This window comes from Marinobacter sp. SS13-12 (genome assembly GCF_030227115.1).
GTDB lineage: Bacteria > Pseudomonadota > Gammaproteobacteria > Pseudomonadales > Oleiphilaceae > Marinobacter.
Window position 1 is genome coordinate 1580332 of the sequence record NZ_JASSUA010000001.1, and the last position, 20347, is coordinate 1600678.

Annotated in this window: 14 protein-coding genes; 5 read left to right on the forward strand and 9 right to left on the reverse strand. The window is 57.0% G+C overall.

Going from position 1 to position 20347, the window contains the following annotated elements; all coding sequences use genetic code 11:
• Window positions 1–8: 8 nt before the first annotated feature.
• Window positions 9–2069: a TonB-dependent receptor family protein gene (locus tag QPL94_RS07255; protein WP_502881540.1), complete on the forward strand. Its 2061-nt coding sequence runs from the start codon at window positions 9–11 to the stop codon at window positions 2067–2069.
• Window positions 2070–2107: 38 nt separating this feature from the next.
• Window positions 2108–3466, forward strand: a complete 1359-nt coding sequence (locus QPL94_RS07260; protein ID WP_285356496.1) for a TrpB-like pyridoxal phosphate-dependent enzyme — start codon at window positions 2108–2110, stop codon at window positions 3464–3466.
• 29 nt (window positions 3467–3495) lie between these two features.
• Here QPL94_RS07260 and QPL94_RS07265 read toward each other — a convergent pair whose 3' ends face one another.
• The 4 genes from QPL94_RS07265 to tmpT form a co-directional block, all read right to left on the reverse strand.
• A complete protein-coding gene (locus tag QPL94_RS07265) occupies window positions 3496–5040 on the reverse strand; it encodes a SpoVR family protein (RefSeq protein ID WP_285356499.1) in 1545 nt (514 codons plus the stop codon).
• Window positions 5037–6332: a YeaH/YhbH family protein gene (locus QPL94_RS07270; protein WP_137435528.1), complete on the reverse strand. Its 1296-nt coding sequence runs from the start codon at window positions 6330–6332 to the stop codon at window positions 5037–5039. Before QPL94_RS07270 ends, QPL94_RS07265 begins: the two co-directional genes overlap by 4 nt.
• A gap of 48 nt (window positions 6333–6380) precedes the next feature.
• Window positions 6381–8303, reverse strand: coding sequence for a PrkA family serine protein kinase (locus tag QPL94_RS07275; protein WP_285356501.1), 1923 nt, complete (start codon window positions 8301–8303; stop codon window positions 6381–6383).
• 234 nt (window positions 8304–8537) lie between these two features.
• Window positions 8538–9191, reverse strand: a complete 654-nt coding sequence (gene tmpT, locus QPL94_RS07280; protein ID WP_285356504.1) for a thiopurine S-methyltransferase — start codon at window positions 9189–9191, stop codon at window positions 8538–8540.
• Window positions 9192–9289: 98 nt separating this feature from the next.
• Here tmpT and QPL94_RS07285 point away from each other — a divergent pair, with 98 nt between their 5' ends.
• Together QPL94_RS07285 and QPL94_RS07290 are read left to right on the forward strand one after the other, a co-directional pair.
• Window positions 9290–10222: a D-2-hydroxyacid dehydrogenase gene (locus QPL94_RS07285; RefSeq protein ID WP_285356505.1), complete on the forward strand. Its 933-nt coding sequence runs from the start codon at window positions 9290–9292 to the stop codon at window positions 10220–10222.
• 59 nt (window positions 10223–10281) lie between these two features.
• Entirely contained in the window at window positions 10282–11604 is a 1323-nt protein-coding gene (locus QPL94_RS07290) for a YihY/virulence factor BrkB family protein (protein ID WP_285356506.1), read from the forward strand.
• Here the strand turns inward: QPL94_RS07290 and QPL94_RS07295 are convergent.
• From QPL94_RS07295 to QPL94_RS07310, 4 genes are all read right to left on the reverse strand, one after another.
• On the reverse strand, window positions 11601–12641 hold the full coding sequence (locus QPL94_RS07295) for an HDOD domain-containing protein (protein WP_285356508.1): 1041 nt from the start codon (window positions 12639–12641) through the stop codon (window positions 11601–11603). The two genes, QPL94_RS07290 and QPL94_RS07295, sit on opposite strands and share 4 nt — an antisense overlap.
• 123 nt (window positions 12642–12764) lie before the next feature.
• Window positions 12765–13994 carry a DUF445 domain-containing protein gene (locus QPL94_RS07300; protein ID WP_285356509.1) on the reverse strand — a complete coding sequence of 410 codons (1230 nt, stop codon included), beginning with the start codon at window positions 13992–13994 and terminating at the stop codon, window positions 12765–12767.
• A 282-nt stretch (window positions 13995–14276) separates the two neighbouring features.
• On the reverse strand, window positions 14277–15011 hold the full coding sequence (locus QPL94_RS07305) for a 16S rRNA (uracil(1498)-N(3))-methyltransferase (RefSeq protein ID WP_285356510.1): 735 nt from the start codon (window positions 15009–15011) through the stop codon (window positions 14277–14279).
• Between the two features lie 10 nt (window positions 15012–15021).
• Window positions 15022–16374, reverse strand: a complete 1353-nt coding sequence (locus QPL94_RS07310) for an adenosylmethionine--8-amino-7-oxononanoate transaminase (RefSeq protein ID WP_285356511.1) — start codon at window positions 16372–16374, stop codon at window positions 15022–15024.
• 169 nt (window positions 16375–16543) lie between these two features.
• Here QPL94_RS07310 and QPL94_RS07315 point away from each other — a divergent pair, with 169 nt between their 5' ends.
• Window positions 16544–17032, forward strand: a complete 489-nt coding sequence (locus QPL94_RS07315; RefSeq protein ID WP_285356512.1) for a DUF2505 domain-containing protein — start codon at window positions 16544–16546, stop codon at window positions 17030–17032.
• On the opposite strand, the gene QPL94_RS07320 is transcribed toward QPL94_RS07315, so the two are convergent.
• Window positions 17027–20266: a type I restriction endonuclease subunit R gene (locus tag QPL94_RS07320; RefSeq protein ID WP_285356513.1), complete on the reverse strand. Its 3240-nt coding sequence runs from the start codon at window positions 20264–20266 to the stop codon at window positions 17027–17029. The two genes, QPL94_RS07315 and QPL94_RS07320, sit on opposite strands and share 6 nt — an antisense overlap.
• Between the last annotated feature and the right edge of the window lie 81 nt (window positions 20267–20347).

Genomic DNA, 20347 nt, shown 5'->3' on the forward strand with positions numbered 1-20347 from the left:
GGGGAGGCATGGTGGTGTTCTCAAAAGCATGGAAAGTGGTGTTTTCAGGGTTGGCGGCTACCTGTGCCTTTTCTACAGCAAATGCCCAGAGCGAGACGGGCGCTTCTGAAACGGTCATCGAGGTGACATCGCCCCGATTGGTGCGTGATCTTTACGAGACCCCCGCTGCCGTTTCCGTCATAGATACGCCGGATATCCGGGAGGGCCAGCAGCGTCTGCAGCTGGACGAATCCCTGGACACCGTCCCAGGCCTGTTTTTCCAGAATCGCTACAACTTTGCCCAGAACCTGCGCCTGTCCACCCGCGGCTTTGGCGCCCGGGCGCCATTTGGCATTCGCGGTATCCGTATCCAGGTGGACGGTATTCCTTACACCCTGCCGGATGGCCAGTCCCAGATTGACGCCGTGGATCTGGATTCGGCCCAGCGTATTGAGGTCATTCGCGGGCCATCGTCGGTCCAGTACGGTAACGCTTCTGGCGGTGTTATCGATATCACCACATCCAGGGGCGATGATCAGCCGCCAGGCACGCGGTTACGCCAGGATGTAGGAAGCGACGACTATTACAAAACCACGGCTCAGGCCAATGGAAGCCGGGGGCCTACCAGCGGTATCGCAACGATGTCGTGGCTGAACTACAACGGCTACCGGGATCAGAGTGAAGTGGAGAAAGGTCTGTTCAATGGTCGCCTTTCCCATCAGTGGGATGAAGGCCAGCGACTGACAGCCACGTTTAATGCTCTGTACACGCCAAAGGCGGAAGACCCGGCCGGCCTGACCGCGGCGCAGGTAGAAGACGACCGGTCCCAGGCTACGTCGAATGCCGAGAGGCTGGACGCAGGGCAGGAGGTTGACCAGCAGACGCTAGGACTGCTTTACGAAACCCCCGCCATCGGTGCCGGTGACCTCACCGTTAGCACCTTCTTTACCCGCCGCGACTTTACCCAGCAGCTACCGTTTCCCGGCCCCAGCCGGATCGCCTATGACCGCCAGTTTTACGGCATCAGTTCGGATTATCAGCAGGGCAGTGATGTCGCGGGACTGCCCTTGACCTGGATGCTGGGCGCCGACCTCCATCGCCAGGTTGATGAACGACGCCGCTACCAGGTGTCCTTCAGTGGCGTTACCGGGCAGACCCAGGAGGAAACCCAGAACGGCACCACCGCCGCCGTGTTTGCCCAGGGTGACCTGGCGGTGACGGAGCGCTTTACCCTGTCACTGGGAACCCGGTTTGATCGCCTGCGGCTGTCGGTGGATGACCATTGGCTGGTCGATGGCGACGATTCCGGCAGCCGGACTTACGACGAGTTCAGCGGCTTTGCGGGTGCCAGTTACCGCACTGCTCCGCGCCAGCAGGTTTACGCGACCATTGGTACCGCCTTCGAGGCACCCACCTTCACCGAATTTGCCAATCCCGACGGCAGCGGCGGTTTCAATCCGGACATCGAACCGCAGCAGGCCCTTAACCGGGAAGTAGGCGTGCGCGGAGGCTTCGGCGAGGGGCTCAGCTATGACCTGGCACTGTTTTCCATTCGGGTGGATGACGAAATCCTGCCCTACGAAATCGACGGCAACAGCCGTACCTTCTATGAGAATGCCGGCCGCACCGAGCGCAACGGTGTTGAGCTGGGCGTGAGTTGGGATATTTCCTATGCCTGGCGGATAACCAGTGCCCTTACCCTGGCGGATTACACGCTCAGGGACTTCGAGGATGAGCAGGGCAACGACGCAGACGGCAACCGCCTGCCCGGATTGCCCCGTGAGCAATGGGTTACTGAAGTGGAATGGAAAGGCAGCGGCCAGCGCTTCGCTGCCCTGGAATGGCAATACATTGGTGATCTGTACGCCGAAAACAGCAACCAGACCAAGGTTCCTGATTACTGGCTGTTCGGGATACGGGCGGGCGACACGGTCCGTTTCGGAAGCCAGAGCCTGAATCTGTACGGTGGTGTCCGCAATCTGCTGGACGAGGACTATTTCAGCAATATCCGCATCAACGCCAACAGGGGAGCCTATTACGAGCCTGCGCCAGGAAGAACTTTTTATGCCGGCGTGGAATGGGTATTCTGAGGGCTGACAACAACACGAACCTCAGGGTGTTCATAACCATGCAAACCAAGTTTCTTCTCGAAGAAAGCCAGATGCCGAAGTACTGGTACAACCTGCAGGCGGATTTTCCGGAGCCGCTGCCAGCGGTGCTCCACCCGGTGACGCAGCAACCAGTCGGGCCCTCGGATCTTGAACCGCTGTTTCCCATGTCGCTGATTGAACAGGAAGTAACGACAGAACGGGAGGTCGAGATTCCCGAGCCGGTACAGGATGTCTATAAACTCTGGCGCCCGGCGCCCCTGTACCGGGCTCATCGTCTCGAGAAAGCCCTTGGTACCCCAGCCAAAATCTTCTACAAGTACGAGGGCGTGAGTCCTGCGGGCAGCCACAAGCCCAACACCGCTATTCCTCAGGCATTCTATAACCGCGAAGCCGGCATTCGCACTCTGACCACGGAAACCGGCGCTGGCCAGTGGGGCACGTCGCTGTCGTTTGCCGGGTCCCTGTTCGATATGGACGTGACCGTGTTCCAGGTTCGGGTTTCTTACGACCAGAAGCCCTATCGCCGGGCGGTGATGGAAACTTACGGCGCGAAATGTGTGGCTTCACCATCAGAGCTGACAGAATTCGGGCGTAAGGTGCTGGCGGAGAACCCGGACCACACCGGCAGTCTCGGTGTTGCCATTTCCGAGGCGGTGGAACTCGCAGTGAAGGACCCGAACACCAAGTACGCCCTGGGTTCGGTGCTGAACCATGTGTTGCTGCACCAGAGCATCATTGGCCTGGAATGCATGCAGCAGATGGAAATGGCGGATTGCTGGCCGGATGTCATCGTCGGCTGCACCGGTGGTGGTTCCAACTTCGCCGGCATTGCGTTCCCGTTTATGGGCCATGCCCTGCGGGGCGGCCAGAAATCCCGGATCGTTGCAGTGGAACCTTCAGCCTGTCCGACCCTGACCCGTGGCAAGTACGCTTACGATTACGGCGATACCGCGCATATGACGCCGCTCACCAAGATGCACACTCTGGGTTCTGACTTTACCCCTCCGGGTTTCCACGCCGGCGGTCTGCGTTACCATGGTATGGCACCGATGGTATCCCACGCCAAGGAGCTGGGCCTGTTTGAGGCGGTGTCCTATACCCAGCGTGAATGCTTCGAGGCCGGCGTACTGTTCGCCCGCAACGAGGGCATTGTGCCGGCACCGGAAGCCAACCACGCGGTCAAGGGAGCCATCGACGAAGCCCTGCGCTGCAAGCGGGAAGGCAAGGAAGAAGTGATCCTGTTCAACCTGTGTGGGCATGGTCACTTTGATATGGCGGCCTACACCTCGTATTTCGCCGGTGATCTGAGCGACCACGAATACAGTGAGCAGGAGATGGCAATGGCCCTGTCGGGATTGCCGTCAGTCTCGGCGTAAATGAATCCTGATGGGGAGTGACCTTACGGTTACTCCTCGTCAAGATCCTTTGGCGGGCAGTGGGCCTCGTCGACCACCTGGCCATCATCCACACTTTCCAGATGCACGTCGAAGCCCCACAGCCGGTGTACATGACGCAGCACCTCTTCGGTATCGTCACCCAGGGGCACCCGGTCCACGGGGATGTGCCGCAGCGTCAGGGAGCGGTCACCGCGCACATCCACGTTCCACACCTGGATGTTGGGCTCGCGGTAGCTCAGGTTGTACTGACGTGCCAGCTTTTCCCTGAGGATCCGGTAGCCCGGATCGTCATGAATCGCGGTAATGCGGTACACGTCTTCTTCATCATCGTTCTGGATGGCAAAGAACTTCATGTCCCGCATCACCTTGGGCGACAGGAACTGCTGGATGAAGCTTTCATCCTTGAAGTTCTTCATCGCGAAATGCAGGGTTTCCACCCAGTCGGTACCGGCAATATCCGGGAACCACTCCCGGTCCTCAGCGGTCGGGTTTTCGCAGATACGCCGCAGGTCGGTGAACATCGAGAAACCCAGGGTGTACGGGTTGATACCGGAGTACCAGGGGCTGTCGAACGGCGGCTGGTACACCACCGCGGAATGGCTCTGCAGGAACTCCAGCATGAAGCCGTCGTTGACCAGGCCCTTGTCATACATGCGGTGCAACAGGGTGTAGTGCCAGAAGGTGGCCCAGCCTTCGTTCATCACCTGGGTCTGGCGCTGGGGGTAGAAATACTGCGCCAGCTTGCGCACGATGCGAATCAGTTCCCGTTGCCAGGTTTCCAGTAGTGGCGCATTTTTTTCAATGAAGTAGAGAATATTTTCCTGGGGCTCTTCTGGATAACGCTGCTTGCGCCTGACTGGGTCTTCATCGTCGCCCAGTTTCGGAATGGTTCGCCAGAGGTCGTTGAGCCTGCGCTGCTGATATTCCTCCCGCTCTTTTTGTCGGCGTGCCTCCTCAGACGCGGAAATAGGCGCAGGGCGCTTGTAACGGTCCACTCCGTAGTTCATCAGCGCGTGACAGGAGTCGAGGATCTGCTCCACGGCGTCTACGCCGTGGCGCTCCTCGCATTCGGCCACGTAATCCCGGGCGAAGACCAGGTAGTCGATAATGGCGCTGGCGTCTGTCCAGGTACGGAACAGGTAGTTGCCTTTGAAGAAAGAGTTGTGGCCATAGGAGGCATGGGCAATCACCAGGGCCTGCATGGGCAGGGTGTTCTCTTCCATCAGGTAGGCGATGCAGGGGTTGGAGTTGATGACAATCTCATACGCCAGCCCCATCTGGCCGCGCTGGTACCCCTTGGAGGTCGACAGGAACTGCTTGCCAAAGGACCAGTGATGATAGCCCACCGGCATACCTACGGAACTGTAGGCGTCCATCATCTGCTCGGCACTGATCACTTCCACCTGGTTGGGGTAGGTGTCCAACCCGAATTCTGCCGCGCACTTGGCGATCTCTTCGTCATACTTTTCAAGCAGCGGGAAGGTCCACTCGGAACTGGTGGAAATCGGCTCCCGGGTTCTCGGCTCGTTGGGTCTGTCCATGGTGTCGGTCATGCGGCTTTCCTCTCGAACAACTGACGGAAGACCGGATAGATTTCACCGGGGTCGGCGATCTGCTGCAGGGCGAAGCTCTGGGGGAATCGCTCCTGGATCTTCTCGTACTCGTACCACAGCATCTGGTGATCCTGGGGCGTGATCTCCACATAGGCGTAGTACTGCACCAGCGGCAGGATGCTGTCGGCCAGCAACTTGCTGCAGATGGGCGAGTCATCGTTCCAGTTGTCGCCGTCCGAGGCCTGGGCTGCGTAGATATTCCACTCGGCGGGGGAGTAGCGGGACTCGATGATCTTGTGCATCAGCTTCAGAGCGCTGGAGACGATGGTGCCGCCGGTTTCGCGGGAATAGAAGAACTCTTCCTCGTCCACTTCCTTGGCGCTGGTGTGATGCCGGATAAACACCACTTCGATTTTCTTGTAGTTCTTCTTCAGGAACAGGTACAGCAGGATAAAGAAGCGTTTGGCGATGTCCTTGTGCATCTGGGTCATGGACCCGGAGACATCCATCAGGCAGAACATCACGGCACTGGTGGCCGGTTGTGGCTTTTTGAGGTGCTGGCGGTAACGCAGGTCAATCTCGTCGATAAACGGGATGCGACGGACATTGGCCTTCAGTTCGGCGATTTCATCTTCCAATGCCTTGATCTGGTCCTCATGGCTGAAGGCCGGGTCCAGATCTTGCGGCGCACTCTTGAGTGCCGCCAACTGCGCCTCCATCTCACGGATCTTCTTCTTGCGGGCGCCGCCGAGGCCGAGCCGCCGCGCATGGGCACCTCTCAATGAACGCACTACATCCAGCTTGGCCGGAACGCCCTGGGTGGAGAAACCGGAACGAACGTACTTGAACGCCTCGGTATCTTTCAGCTTCTTGCGGGCAAGATTGGGTAATTCCAGATCATCGAAGAGGAAATCCAGGAACTCTTCCTGGGTGATCTGGAAGGCAAACTCGTCCATGCCCTCGCCATCGGGGCTGGCCTGACCCTGCCCCTGGCCTTTACCGCCTCCTCCCGGAGGCTTGGGCACGGTATCACCGGTCACAAACTCCTTGTTGCCGGGGTGGATGACCTCCCGTTTGCCACCCTGACCGTGATGGAATATCGGCTCGTCGGTATCCCGGGAGGGAATGCTGACGTTCTCGCCGCGCTCAATATCCGTGATGGAACGACGGTGCACCGCATCCGCCACCGCCTTCTTGATATGGTGGCGGTAACGGCGCAGGAACCGCTCCCGGTTCACCGCGCTCTTGTTTTTACCGTTCAGTCGCCGGTCGACTACGTGGGTCATACCCATAGTTTCACTCCAGTTCAGCGCACTTTCTCAGCACAGATAGAGGCTGACTTATTGAGACTTACGAACCCGCAGGTACCATTCCGCAAGGAGGCGTACCTGTTTTTCCGTGTAGCCTCGATCGACCATACGCTCGACGAACTGCTTGTGTTTGTTCTGGTCTTCCTGGCTTGCCTTCGGATTGAAGGAAATAACCGGCAGCAGGTCCTCGGTATTGGAGAACATTTTCTTCTCGATCACGCTGCGCAGCTTTTCATAGCTGAGCCAGGACGGATTGCGACCCTGGTTGTTCGCCCGTGCCCGCAGCACGAAGTTCACCACCTCGTTGCGGAAATCTTTCGGGTTGCTGATGCCGGCGGGTTTCTCGATTTTCTCCAGCTCGTCGTTGATGGACGAACGGTCGAGAATTTCCCCGGTTTCCGGGTCGCGGTACTCCTGGTCCTGTATCCAGAAATCGGCGTAGGTCACGTAGCGGTCGAACAGGTTCTGGCCGTACTCGCTGTAGCTTTCCAGGTAAGCGGTCTGGATTTCCTTGCCGATGAACTCCACATAATGGGGCGCCAGGAACTCCTTGATGAAGCGCAGGTAGCGGTCCTGGGTTTCTGGCTGGAACTGCTCCTGTTCTATCTGTTTTTCCAGCACATAGAGCAGGTGAACCGGGTTGGCAGCCACTTCTGTGGTATCGAAGTTGAATACCTTGGACAGGATCTTGAAGGCGAAACGGGTAGATAGTCCGTCCATGCCTTCGTTCACGCCGGCGGCATCCCGGTATTCCTGCATCGACTTGGCCTTGGGATCGGTATCCTTGATGTTCTGGCCGTCGTAGACCCGCATCTTGGAGAAAATGCTGGAGTTTTCCGGCTCCTTGATGCGTGACAGGATGGAGAACTGCGCCAGCATATCCAGGGTGTCCGGAGCACAGGGCGCGCCCGCCAGGGAGCTGTCCCGCAGCAGTTTGCGATAGATATCAATCTCTTCGGTAACACGCACGCAGTAGGGCACCTTGACGATGTAGACCCGGTCAAGGAAGGCCTCGTTGTGCTTGTTGTTACGGAACGTCTGCCATTCAGACTCGTTGGAGTGGGCAAGAATGATGCCGTCGAACGGCACGGAACCCATGCCTTCTGTGGTGTTGTAGTTGCCTTCCTGGGTGGCGGTCAGCAGCGGATGCAGCACTTTGATCGGCGCCTTGAACATCTCCACGAATTCCATCAGGCCCTGGTTGGCCTTGCACAGGCCGCCGCTGAAGCTGTAGGCGTCCGGGTCATCCTGGGAATAATCTTCCAGCATACGGATGTTGACCTTGCCCACCAGTGCGGAAATATCCTGGTTGTTGTCGTCCCCCGGCTCGGTCTTGGAAACACCGATCTGGTCCAGAACCGAAGGGTACATTTTCACCACCCGGAACTGGCTGATATCGCCGCCGTATTCATGCAGGCGCTTTACAGCCCATGGCGACATGATGGATTTGAGATAGCGCGGCGGAATGCCGTATTCCTCTTGCAGGATGCCGGCATCCTCTGCCGGATCGAACAGGCCCAGCGGGGACTCGTTCACCGGTGAGTCTTTAATGGCGTAGAAGGGCACTTTCTGCATCAATGACTTGAGCTTTTCAGCCAGCGAGGATTTACCACCACCAACGGGGCCGAGCAGGTAAAGGATCTGTTTCTTCTCTTCCAGGCCCTGGGCGGCATGGCGGAAGAAGGAAACAATATTTTCTACGGCCTCTTCCATGCCGTAGAACTCGGAGAATTCCGGATAGCGTTTGATGACTTTGTTGGAAAAAATCCGAGACATCCTGGAATCACGGGATGTGTCGATATGTTCCGGCTCACCGATTGCCAGCAACATTCTCTCTGCGGCGGTGGCATACGCCGTTGGGTCCTTTTTGCAGATCTCCAGGTATTCCTCAAGGGTGTATTCTTCCTCCTGAGTTGCTTCATACCGGTTTTTGAAGTGCTGCACGATGCTCATAGATGGCCCCTCGCTTGCTCTCTAACTGTTTGAAAGACAGCTTTTAGTTCACGCAATTTCCCCGTTGCTGTTGGATCCGTCGCCCCGGACGGTGGTTATGGTTATGAGTGAAAGTATAGGAAGTACCGAACCGAATTACGCTGGTGCGCTCATTTCGGTCCGGTTATTTTGAGCTTAGTTCAAGCTTCGGGACTTGGACAGGGGGAGAAGCGTTAAGGTTCATTAAATTGTGTATCAGCGTTTCTGCAGCCGAAACACGCTTTCGGTGGCTCCAGCAAGGCCTTTGCGCTTGGTAAAGGGGTGATCTTTCGCCAGGGTATTGGTGAGGATGTGTTCGATTTCGTAATCGCCGGCGTACAGTTCCCGGACTTCTGTATCGCTGACGTTAAAGGGAGGACCCTTGATGTCAGTGTCGTAATCCAGGGTAATCAGCAAGATTCGCGTGCCGTCCGGGATGACCGCAGTCAGGTGGTCAACGTAGTCCTTGCGCATATGCGGGGGCAGGGCGATCAGTGCGGCACGGTCGTAGACCAGCCTCACGTGTCGCAGATCCTCCGGCACCAACTGGAAGAAGTCGCCACACCAGAGTTCCAGGTCGTCGTGCTTGAAGGTGGTAAAGGGCTCGCCGGGGTGGACCCTGGCTTTCTCGCCGCCCTCTTCGAAAAAGTCCTTGCAGGCAACGTCGCTGAGCTCCACCCCGATGATGGGATGGCCGCGGTCGTGAAGCCACCACATGTCATGGGCTTTCCCGCACAGGGGCACGAGGACAGCACCCGTGCCGCTGCCGGCAAGTTCGGGCCAGTGGTCGTGGAGGTACTGGTTCACGGTGCCTTCGTGGAAGCCGATTTCTTTCTTGGCCCAGCGTTCGTGCCAGAATTCGTGTTCCATGTGTGTTCCCCTTGTTCACTGGTTGGAGGTTTTAATCAGTCTAACTTAATCTTGGAGACTGTTGGTTGATCGAAAACATCACGAATGAGGATCGATGGATGAAAGCCGTATTTCTGGATGCAGACACACTGGGTCATGATGTGGACCTGTCGCCGATCGAAGCCGTAACCGGAGAGATGGTGAAGCACCCGCGCACGTCACCGGAGCAGGTGCTGGAGCGTATCCGGGGCTTCGATACGGTGCTGGTGAACAAGGTGGTGCTGAAGCAGGCGCATTTTGAGGCGTGCCCGGAGCTGAAGACGATTTCGGTGGTGGCCACAGGGTTGAATAACATAGACCAGGAGGCTGCGAAGGCACACGGCATCAGGGTGATGAACGTGACCAACTACGGCCGCTCCACCGTGGCCCAGCACACCATGGCGCTAATGCTGGCGCTGGCCACGCGGTTGCTGGATTACGACCGGGATGTGCGCGCCGGTCGTTGGGGGCAGAGCCCGATGTTCTGTTTGATGGATCACCCCATCATGGAGCTGGAAGGGCGTACGCTGGGGATTGTCGGTTATGGCGATCTGGGACAGGGCGTTGTTGAGCGGGCGAAGGCGTTCGGAATGAACATCCTGCTGGGTGCCAGGCCGGGCCAGGCCGCTGGCGAGGTGGATGGTTACTCTCGCATTCCCATGCATGAATTGCTGCCCAGGGTAGACGTGCTATCCCTGCATTGCCTGTTGACGGACGAAACCCGGAACATGATCGGTGCCCGCGAGCTGAAGATGATGAAACCGGAGGCGCTGGTGATCAACACCAGCCGCGGTGGCCTGGTGGATGAGCAGGCACTGGCCGATGCCCTGCGCGCCGGAACTATTGGCGGTGCAGGCTTTGACGTCTTGACGGAAGAGCCCCCCCGCAATGGCAACCCGCTGCTGGCGGACGATATTCCCAACCTGATAGTGACACCCCATTCGGCCTGGGCGAGCCGGGAGGCGAGGCAGAGGATTGTGGAGATTACCGCGCGTAATCTGTTATCTGTCTGATTTTACGGTTACTCTCCTAGCCTATAATTCGCACAATACACTGTTAAACGGGACGTCGTGTGGCTTCTATCCAATTTAAAGACCGGCTCCAGGAAGCTGAAACCTGGATTCTGGCCAATCCCAATCCACCGCACAGATGGCCGTGGACCTGGTTGTATAAAACCGGGCGCACGGCCTATGCCCTGGTGCGGGATATCATTGCCGGCAACCTGACCCTGCACGCCATGAGTCTGGTCTATACCACCCTGTTGAGTATCGTGCCTCTGCTGGCGCTGAGCTTTTCGGTACTCAAGGCGCTGGGCGTGCACCAGCGTATGGAGCCCTTCCTTTACCAGTTCTTTGAGCCCATGGGCCCACAGGGCATCGAGATTGCCGAACAGATTCTGGGGTTCGTGGATAATATGAAGGTAGGTGTGCTGGGCTCCGTGGGCCTGGCTCTGCTGGTCTATACCGTGATTTCGCTGGTGCAGAAAATCGAGCGTTCCTTCAATATGATCTGGCGGGTGCCGGATATGCGTTCCATGGCCCAGCGCTTCAGCAACTACCTCAGCGTGATCATGATCGGCCCGTTGTTGATGGTGTCGGCCATCGGCATCAGTGCCACCATCTTCTCGTCGGCGTTTGTCCAGGCGTTGATGGCGGTGGAACCCCTGGGTTCAGTAATTATCTTTGCCACCCGCTTTACCCCGTTCCTGCTGGTGGTCGGGGCATTCACCTTTGTATATGTGTTTATTCCCAATACCAGAGTGAAGCTGCGTTACGCTTTTATCGGTGGTCTGATTGCAGGCATTTCCTGGCAGGCTGCAGGCATGCTGTTTGCCTCATTTGTGGCAGGCTCGGCGAAATACGCCGCCATCTATTCCAGCTTCGCCATCGGTATCATCCTGCTTATCTGGCTCTACCTGAACTGGATCATCCTTTTGCTGGGCTCCAGCATCGCATTTTATCTGCAGAATCCCGGCGCAGTCGCCAAGCGCAGCCAGGTAAGGTTATCCCCGGAACTGCAGGAGAATACTGGCCTGGCACTGATGTGGCTGGTGGCAAAACCATTCAGTGAAGGCCGGCCGGCCCCCCAGCAGGAAGATCTTGAACATACCCTGCGAGTGCCCGGTGAGGTAACCCGCGGAATCAGCGACAAGCTCATTCGTGCACGACTGCTGGCGCTGGCGGGTCGTAATGGTGACTGCCTGGTTCCGGGCCAGTCGCTGGACCGGATTACCATCGGAGGCGTTCTTGAAGCTATTCGCCACGATGAGGATCGTGTGGTTGACCGTCTGCCTTACCGGATACCCGAAAGACTCAGGGCCAGGGCTCCAGAGGACGAATCAGTCACTTTCGCCGAATTGCTGAGACAGGAAGTGGAAGGCCGGAAAGAAGCCTAGGCGCGGGTTTTGGCGCCTGCCTCAAGAACATCGAGGATGGTTTTGCGCACCCGGGTAAACTGCTCACCGGAGATATGGATGATACGCAGCACGTCTCCCTCAGGCATGTTGCGCTGGTGTGCATGCCGCAGCACCTCCCGGGTTCCGACAATGATGCCGTCATTAAGCGGGGATTGCTTCTGATTCGGAGCAGGGCGCTCTGCCGCCAGCAGTTGCGCATGGTACTTGGGTGGAAGATTCCACTCGTTGGCCAGCAACTGTGACGTGGCCCACTGATAGCGGGAGAGGGCGCTGTGTATCAGTGAGGGCGGCGCCTCGGTCATCCCCGGTTCCGCACGGCAGATTCGCTGCAGCTCTCTCCGCAAGGTGATATAGGAGAGCGCCGGCAGCAACCCCGTCACAAAAAAGACGCTGGTATCCTGGCCCTGAATCCTGGCAATCAGTTCCGCACTTCGGGCGCAGGTAAGCCCCCAGCGCCAGACCCTCTGGGCAAAAAGGGCTTCGCGGCTGTTTCGGGCCGCCATCATCGGGCGCATGATAGCGGCCGAAATCACGTTGCGAATACCGTCCAGTCCCAGCAAGAAAACGGCCTGATCCACGGAGTCTATGGACTGGTCGCCGGGCCGGAAATAGGGGCTGTTGGCAACCTGTAACAACTGGTCGGTCAGTGCCGGATCGTTGAGGATGATCTCGGTCAGTTGATGGCGGTCCGATTTCTCATCGGAGAGCGCCCGCATCAACATGGGCAGGGTCATTGGTTGGCGTGGTAATTCGTCCAGTTCCTGATTGGCAATTCGCCCGCGCAGATTGTCCAGAATGTGCTCCCATTGCCCGGGCTCTGAGCGCAACGTCGCGGGGGGCGAATCCAGCAGCCAACAGAACAGATTTTCTTCCAGATGGTCAATCAGCGCGGGATCTGCGGCCGAATTGTCATCCACCGGCGCAGATGGATTAAGCAGGCGGGATTCAGGGGCTGATGCGATGACTGGCTCGTCGGAATTGAATAGTCCTGAAATCCAGGAAAAAAAGCCTGGCATCCGATGCCTCCGGGAAAAGAATAGTCGCCGGGAAATACATACCCGTACTCCCGGAGTATAGATCCCGGCAGCCGTTATGCCCAGCATAAACCGACATAACTGTCCGTTTTCCGGCGCTAAAAATCAGAGAATCGAGCCGCCGAACACAAAGACCAGTTGGCAGATACCGGCTGCAAAGCCCAGGAAGGCTCCCACCAGAATCAGTTTGATCTCGTCTTCCTGGAAGCAGGGGCGCAGCAGGTCCTGGAATTCTTCCGAGGACAGGGCAATCATGCGTTCAACCATGATGGTTTCCACGGCTCTGGCCCGGTCCGTTTCGAACACCGGGTTGTTGAACGAGCTTCGGGAAATATCGATGGCTTTCTGTCCTACCTGGTTCTTCAGGGTCGCGAACCCTGTTGGCCCAAAGGCCACCTGGGTCAGGGCCTTGCCCATGCCCGCAGTTTCATCCACCAGTGGCTTGATGTGCTTCTTGACCATGTTGCGTGCACGGTCGCCTTTCGGGCCTTCGAGTATGGCGTTGATGATATTACCGACGGTGAGGATTTCATGGGTCACGATGTGGCAAAACGACTCGGCCACTTCCTGCTGACGCTTGAGGAACAGGCCCTGCAGCCGCAGAAACCCGATCCTTTTCTCGTGCAGTGGGCGAAAGATTACGTTCAGCGCGATCCAGTTGGTGGCCCAGCCCACCAGCAAGCCGAAGAAAGGCAGTACCCACCAGCTCTGGTAGAAGTACCAGACGGTCATCTGGACCAGTCCGAACAGGAAGCCGAAGTAGAAGCCGGAGTTGATGATAAAGCGGAATTCCGCTTCGCCGCATTCGATGAATATCCGGTTCAGCAGGCGTTTGTCTTTAGCCAGCCGTTCGATGACCATACTTTTGATGTCCAGCAGGTCTTCGATGTTGTCGGATACGTCGCCCACCAGGTTGTCCACCAGTTGCGGCGTGGATTTCCGCACCCGGTCGTAGACCATGTTTCTGGCGGAGGCAGGCAGGTTTTCCCAGAAGGTGGGGTATTCCTTGAGCATCAGTTCGTCGACGTATTCTTCGGTGCGGGGTTCGACGGTATAGATGATGTGGGCGGCGAGTACCTGGGGGTCGATCTGCTGGAAGATTTCCCGCACTGTGCCAATTTTGGAGATGGTGGCGTCGACGCTGATGGCGGCCATTTTTCGCGCCTTGGAGGGGATGATGCCCTGCCAGCCCAGCAACGGGGGTTTGCCGACGAATTCCAGCGGGTAGAAGGTCATCTTGATGGCGAGCCAGTTGGTGGTCCAGCCAATCAGGGCGGCAATGACCGGGATACTGAGGTATTGCCAGAATTCTGGGTTGCTTAGCAGGCTTGTCATCCGGTGTTCGCTTTTTTGCTGGTTATTGGTGGTCTGGTGCCTACTGGCTTACGGGGAGGGTTCTCCAAAACACGCTCCTGCGGCACATCCATGTGACGCTTGGGCTCCGCCATCCATGGCTCCGCACAGTTTTGGAGAACCCTCCCCGTAAGCCAGCCCAAACCACGGAGATGTCTTCAACAGTTTTGAGCCTTTTTCGACTCGAAAGGGATCATGTTGTCAGTCGCCGCTTCTGTCAATGACTTGCCTGCCAGCATGCGACGGCGGCACGGTCGGAAAGTGTCAGCTTCCGATGTCTCCCCACAGCCACTGGCACAGGGCCATGGCGGCGACCGGAGCGGTTTCGGTTCTGAGGACACGCGGGCCGAGGGCGACGGGGAGGAAGCCGGCGGTTTCGGCGGCGGTGATTTCGTCCGCGCTGAGGCCGCCTTCGGGGCCGATCATCAGGGCGACCCGGGCGGGTTTGGTCATGGTGTTCAGGGACTGTTCGGTGCGGTGGTGGAGGACCAGGCGCAGGTCGCAGTCACTGGTGTGTTCGAACCAGTCCGCCAGGGTCATCACGGGTAATATCTCGGGTACCCGGGCGCGGCCGCATTGTTCGGCGGCGCTGGTGGCGACGGATTGCCAGTGGCGCAGGCGTTTGTCTTCGCGGTCGCCCTTGAGTTTCACGTCGCAGCGTTCGGTGGTCAGGGGCACGATGCGGGTGACGCCCATTTCCACGGCTTTCTGAACGGCGTAATCCATCCGGTCACCCTTGGAGAGTGTCTGTCCGAGGACGATCTCCAGGGGAGAGTCGGTGGCGTTTTCCATCGGGCTGGCAACCCGGACTTCCACCCGTTTTTTGCCCGACTCGGTGATGGTGGCAGGGTAGTCGTTGCCGTCGCCGTTGAACAGCAGCAATTCCTGGCCCGGCTGCATGCGCAGCACGCGGCCAACATGCTGTGCCGCGTTGTCGTCCAGCTCAGCCGTGGCTCCCTCGTTCAGAGGAGAGTCGGTGTAGATACGAGGGATGCGCATGGTGTGTTGGTCAGTCCCGTACTGCGATTTCGATGCCTTCAGTGGCCACCTGGGCCAGGTGGCGGATCTGTTCTTCGGTGATCACATAAGGGGGCATAAAGTAGACCACATTGCCCAGCGGCCGCAACAGTGATTGTCGGGTGAGGGCGTGCTGGTAGACGCGGATGCCGCGGCGCTCCTGCCAGGGGAAAGGCTCCTTGGTGGCCTTGTTCTTGACCATTTCCACCGCCAGGGTCATGCCGTGCTGGCGGATGTCGCCAACGTTGGGATGGTCCGCCAGGTGGGCCACGGAGTCGGCCATGCAGGTGCTCAGGCGCTTGTTGTTCTCGATCACATTGTCGTCGCGGAAGATGTCCAGGGTCGCCAGGGCAACGGCGCAGCCGATGGGGTTGCCGGTGTAGCTGTGGCTGTGCAGGAACGCCTTCAGGGTTTCGTAGTCGTCGTAGAAAGCGTTATAGACCTTATCGGTGGTGAGCACCACGGACAATGGCAGGTAGCCGGCAGTCAGGCCTTTGGACAGGCACATGAAGTCCGGAGTAATGCCGGACTGCTCGCACGCAAACAGGGTGCCGGTGCGGCCGAATCCCACGGCAATCTCGTCGGCGATCAGGTGCACGTCATACCTGTCACAGGCTTCACGCAATCTGGTGTGGTAAATGGGGTGGTGCATGCGCATGCCACCGGCGCACTGGATCAGGGGCTCCACCACCACGGCGCAGATTTCGTCGTGCTTTTCTGCCAGCAGCGCTTCCATGGCCTCGAACTGCCGCAGGGCGTATTCCTCGTCAGTTTCACCCGGCTCCTTGTTGAAGGCGTCCGGGGAGGGCGCCGTCAGCACTTCCATCAATAACGGCTGATAGGTGTCCTTGTAGAGGGAAACATCGCCCAGGGCCAAGGCGCCCAGGGTTTCTCCGTGATAACTGTTGCTCAGATTCACGAAGTTTTTCTTGCCCGGCTTGCCGTGGTTTTTCCAGTAATGGAAGCTCATCTTGAGCGCCGCTTCAATTGCGGAAGAGCCGTTGTCCGCGTAAAAGCACTTGTTGAGGCCTTCCGGGGTCGCTTCAATAAGCCGTTCTGACAGGTTTACCACAGGCTCGTGGGTAAATCCGGCCAGGATCACATGCTCCAGCTGGCCGATCTGTTCCTGAATCGCGGCGTTGATTCGCGGATTGGCATGGCCGAAGAGGTTAACCCACCAGGAGCTCACAGCGTCGATGTACCGGTTGTGCTCGAAATCCTCAAGCCAGACGCCTTCTCCCCGTTTGATGGGGACCAGTGGCAGGGTTCCTTCGTGATCTTTCATCTGGGTGCAGGGATGCCATACGGATTTAAGGCCGCGGGCGACGAGGTCAGCATTACGCATGATAAATCTCCGTCAGACGCTCAGGTTATGAATTCTCGGCGGTTAACCTGTGCGGATATTACAGTTAACAGCGGCCGCTGACCACTGTGCCAACCACCAATGACCGGCGGGCCAATGTGCCTGCAGCACGCCTTGCCCACAATCGGGTCATTCATTCACGGAGGCCGTTATGGAACTGGAACTGAGACATTCATACGATGCTGGCCTGGAGCGGGTGCTGGGCGCCTTCTTCGACGAAGCCCACATCCACGAGAAAAACCAGCGACTGGGTTCCCGTAACGTGCGGGTACCGGAACTGAGCCGCGATGAGCTATCGGCAAAGGTTGTGGTGGAACGGGAAATGATGGCCTCAACCGAGGTGCCCGGTATTCTCTCCAGCTTTCACCGGGAGTGGAACCGGGTGCGACAGGAAGAGCACTGGTTCCGCAAGGACGACGGCGAATGGCATTGCGAATTCCGGGTACGGATCGAGGGCGTGCCGGCAAAAATCAAGGGCAACATGCGACTTCAGGGCACAGACCAGGCCTGCATCAACTACGTCACGCTGAATGTCTTGTGCGAAGTGCCACTGCTGGGCAAAAAGATTGCCCGGTTTCTGGCGGATGATTCCCATACCAAGATCGAGAAGGAATACAGGATTACCCGCCAGTTGTTATGAGGCGGTGGGCCGGTACTTCTTGAAATTTTCTGCCTGTTCGAAAATTTCTTTGTAGACCTCATCCCGGTCAATGGGTGGGTAGCCATGCTTCCCCAACAGCAGGATGAGGTCCACCTTCAGTTCTGCCTTGATATCCTCGCGTCGGTTCCAGTCGGTATACTTCACCTTATCATCCACCACGGCTTTCACTGCCTCGGAAAGCGGGAGGAGCTTCTTTTCGGGATAAGTGAAGTCATACTTGGTCGCCAGGTCTTTCAGGATGTCGTAAAAGGCTTTGACTTCCAGATCGATTCCCAGCTCCTCAAAGGAGCCAACTTCATGTTTCAGTGACTGGATCATTCCCATGTAGCGGTCGATAATCTCGTCGGTGAAATCTTCAACTACTTCGCCTCGCAGAACATCCGCTTCCTTTCGTTCATTGTATTTTTCTACCAGCGCCTGAAGCTGCTTCGAGAAGTCTACACCACGGGCTTTGTTGACCCTTTTGAAGTCCTCGATCGCTTTGGCGAGAAGCTGTTGGAGAAGTTTGATCTTGGTATTGGGAAGTTTGATTTTCTCGATTTTGGCCAGATAGTCATCGTCGAAAATGTTTCGTGCTTCGGCACCATCTTCGCCAAGCTTGAAAATTTCCTCCACGCCGTCGGCGTTCAGGGCCTCCGTCATCATCTCCCGCACCCGAGCGTTCATCTGGGCGGTGTCCGGGGCATGGCCGCGAGTCAGTTTGAAAACGATGGAGCGAACGGCCAGATAAAAGTGAATCTGGTCCCGCTCGATCTGGGTCACACCCTCTGAACCACTGCAAATGTCATAAGCCGCTTTCAGGCGTTTTACCAACGCCATAAACCGTTTCTCGATCTTGTCCGTGAGTTGGGCGTACTCGGCGGCCCGGTTCAGACAATTCAGCTGGTGTACCGGGCTGCCCTGGAAATAAAGGCGGTCATCAAACTTGTGAAACAGTTTGCCGAGTAGATCCAGGTGGTCTTTGACTACAATGATCGACTGCTCGATTTCCTCGATGTTTTGCTGGTCGGCTTTGTTGTAGTGGGCCAGTGCCAGGTTCATCTGCTTCTTGATGCCGATGTAGTCCACCACCAGGCCTTTGCGCTTGCCTTCAAATTTTCGGTTGACCCGGGAGATGGTCTGAATCAGGTTATGGCGCTGAATGGGTTTATCAATGTAGAGGGTGTCCAGAAAAGGCACATCAAAGCCGGTGAGCCACATATCCACCACAATAGCGATCTTGAAGTTGGATTTTGAACTTTTGAACTGGCGGTCCAGCTCCTTGCGATCGTCCTGAGTGCCTAGCAAGTTCCAGAGTGTCTTGGGATCATCTTTGCCCCGGGTCATGATCAATTTGACCCTTTCCATGGGCTTGATTTCTTTCCGGTCCTTGTCTGACAGATCGGCACCGGGTTCGCAGACCAGAACTTCGTTCCACTGTGGTCGAAGCGCGATCAGTTCCTGCCATAAGTTGTAAGCTATATTACGATTGCTGCACACGAACATTGCTTTACCTTTGACGGTAGCCCCTTCCTCTACCCGCTGTTCGTAGTGATGAACAAAGTCCTTTGCCAGCGTACGTAGCCGATCCGGATCGCCCAGGATCACGCTCATGTTGGCGCTGGCTTTTTTGCTCTCCTCAATCTGGTACTCGCTGGCTCCGTCCTCAGCGCACTGCTCGTAGTAAGCCTCTATTTCCTGGAGCTTTTCGTTGTCCAGGATCACCTTGGCGGCCCGGCCTTCGTAAACGATAGGTACAGTAATCTCGTCCTTCACCGATTCTGTCATGGTGTAGCTGTCCACCACCTTACCGAAAACATCCAAGGTGGCGTCTATGGGGGTACCTGTGAAACCGACATACGTGGCATTGGGCAGTGAATCGTGTAGGTATTTCGCAAAACCGAAGCTGCGCTTCACGCCGCTTTCAGTAACCCGGATTTTCTGGTCCAGGTTCACCTGGCTTCGATGTGCTTCATCAGAGATGCAGATCACGTTGGAGCGATCCGTCAGGAGTTCGGTGTCTTCGGTGAACTTGTGGATGGTGGTTAAAAAGACCCCGCCGCTGGTTCGCCCCTTTAGTAGTTCACGCAAATGACTACGGCTCTCCACGCTGATTACCGTTTGGTCGCCAATGTACTCCTTGGCATTGGTGAACTGGCCGGAGAGCTGGTCGTCAAGATCTGTTCTGTCCGTAATCAAAACAATCGTGGGGCTTTCAAAATCCACGCTTTTCATGAGCAGGCGGGTGAGAAACAGCATGGTGAAACTCTTGCCGCAGCCGGTCGCCCCGAAGTAGGTGCCACCTTTACCGTCGCCTTTGGGCCTTCGGTGTTTCAGAATGTTTTTGAACAGCTTGCCGGCGGCGTAGAACTGTGGGTATCGGCAAACAATTTTCTCTTCCCGATGGGACTTGTCGGGGAAATAGATGAAATGTCGGATGACTTCCCGCAGTCGGTTGTGGTCGAACAACCCCTGAATCATCGTGTGCAGGGCGTTGATGCCATCCTGTTCGATGGTCTCGTCACCGGTGACCTTGCGCCAGGTATAAAAGTATTCGTAAGGCGCAAACAGTGAGCCCAAACGGGAATTCACACCATCACTAATCACGCACAGGGCGTTGTACTTCATCAGTTCTGGAATATCACGAGCGTAGCGAATGGTGAGTTGCTTCCAGGCATCGTAAATGGTGGCGTTCTCACGAGTGGCGCTTTTGAACTCGAAAACCACCAACGGCAGGCCATTGATGTAGAGAATCGAATCGGGAATCCGCTTTTCGAGTCCCTCGATCTCCAACTGATTGACCACCCGGTAGATATTGCCGCCAGTATGGTAGTCCTCTCCATCATCGGCGATGACGGTATCCACTTCTCCCGATTCGGGCTCCCGTAGCTCTGGAAGCCCGGAATAGTCCAACAGTTGGATGTAAAGGTCCTTTTGGGAGTGGTCCTCTCGTTTCAGAAGAAAACCATCAGCTACCCATTTGTGGACGGTCTTGTTGGAGGCGTATAGATCGGAGGCGGAAAGGGTGTCCAGTCGATTGATGATCGTGTCAACTTCATGAGCGGTAATGTTGTCATTGGCATACCGCCGCGCCAGGAACGTCTTTAGATCATCCCGGATCAGAACGTCGTCTGGCGACCTGGAAAGGGAGGGGCCGGGGGTGTGAGGAAATCCCTGCTCACCCAGCAGGGCGATGATCGCCTGTTCCAGTTTGTCCTCGGTGAACTTGGGCATTCCCTATCCTTACTGCGCGATCTGGTGTCCGGGGAGTGGTTTATCCGTAGGGTTTATTAGCATGTTACCTGATTGTAGCCA